A 1,728-nucleotide genomic window follows, 5' to 3' on the forward strand; every position below is an offset into this window, starting at 1 on the left:
TAATCAGCATCATCCGGTCGCTTCCTAGCGTTCGATAAGCCAGCCGAACCATCTCATTAGAAACATGGATGCGGTCAAAGATAATTTCAGCTAACATGGTTGGGTGTAAAAATACAGCTCCAACCACTCCCGGTTCTCGGTGGTGCATTGGTCTCATAGCGTTGAACAAGTGCGTCGCGTGTTTAAGTCCATGATCTGCCGCTTTGTTTACCTCACCAAAAGTCGCATGACTATGACCGATGGAAGGAATCACATTGTTCTCATGCAAGTACTGAACCAGTTCCATTCCGTTTTCTTCTTCAGGTGCCATCGTTACAATCCGGATTAATCCCGCTGCGGACTCCTGCCACTTTTTGAAAAGCCCCACAGATGAAGGAATGATAGAGGAGTTCGGCTGAGCACCTGCGTGTTTCGGACTGATGAAAGGACCTTCTAAATGAACACCGAGCATTTCAGCTCCTTCATAAGACGTCTTGCTGAACGCGGCTGCATTTTTTAAAGCTGAACTAATATTTTCAGCTGTATCGGTAATCGTGGTTGCAAGGAAACTGGTCGTCCCTTCTTTCGGCAATGTTTCTGCTATCACTTTTAATGCTTCCTCCGTTGCATCCATCGTGTCGTAACCCGCTGCCCCATGAATATGAATATCTATAAATCCGGGCATGATGATGTCCGTGTCATGGAGTTCATTAACTTCATCTACATCTTTGGCCAACCTTTCCTTTGGACCATAGTCAGCGATACGCCCATCCTCCAGGAGGATAAAACCGTTCTCAATGACTCCCGTTTCCGTAACGACTGTTCCACCAGTCAATAACTTTCGCATCTCGATCACCTATTTTCCGTCTATTTGTTATTAGCATATCAGGATGATTATAAGTTGTCTATACCACTAACTTTTAATATATGATGGAGTATATTAAAACGCCCAATTTAAAGATTCATTCATCATTTTATAACGATAAAATGGTATAGACAACTATAAATTTATATGGTACATTTTTGTTGGAAGCGTTAACAGATACAAATACTTACACTTAAGGAAGGGGTACGAATATGTTTAACTTTATCCAGCGAATCGGTAAAGCCTTCATGCTACCTGTTGCTGCGCTGCCTGCAGCCGCTCTCTTGCTCCGATTAGGACAAGATGACTTGCTAGGCATTCCATTTATTGCTGCCGCAGGTAATGCGATATTTGCTAATCTTGCACTCATATTTGCTATTGGTGTCGCGATCGGTTTAGCTAAAGATGGAAATGGAGCCGCAGGTCTGGCAGGTGCCATCGGGTATTTTGTTCTGACGGAAGGCGCTAAGGCGATGAATGAAGATATTAATATGTCAGTCTTAGGAGGAATACTCGCAGGGGTCATTGCAGGTCTTTTGTATAACCGTTTTTATAACATTAAGCTCCCAGAATGGTTAGGGTTCTTTGGCGGACGCCGATTTGTTCCTATTGTTACCGGGGCTGTCATGGTCTTGCTTGCAGGAATTTTTGGATTTATATGGCCGCCGATTCAAGAAGGAATCAATGCTCTTGGAGAATGGATTCTTGGAGCAGGTGCGACAGGTGTCGGCTTGTACGGATTCTTGAACCGTCTCCTAATTCCAGTCGGCTTACACCACGTTCTGAATACACTTATTTGGTTCGTCTTCGGGGAATATGAAGGTGCGACAGGAGAAATCGGACGCTTCTTCGCCGGCGACCCTACAGCAGGATACTTTATGGCT

General features: G+C 44.4%; 2 protein-coding genes. One reads left to right on the forward strand and one right to left on the reverse strand.

The window, feature by feature from the left end:
* On the reverse strand, positions 1 to 826 hold an 826-nt coding region (gene nagA, locus LD39_RS20975; RefSeq protein ID WP_052158989.1), incomplete at its 3' end, for an N-acetylglucosamine-6-phosphate deacetylase.
* A 230-nt stretch (positions 827 to 1,056) separates the two neighbouring features.
* On the opposite strand from nagA, the gene LD39_RS20980 reads away from it, so the two are divergent.
* A partial coding sequence (locus LD39_RS20980) for a PTS transporter subunit EIIC (protein WP_035553471.1) occupies positions 1,057 to 1,728 on the forward strand: 672 nt, incomplete at its 3' end.

It is taken from the genome of Halobacillus sp. BBL2006 (genome assembly GCF_000786645.1).
Taxonomy (GTDB): Bacteria; Bacillota; Bacilli; order Bacillales; family Halobacillaceae; genus Halobacillus.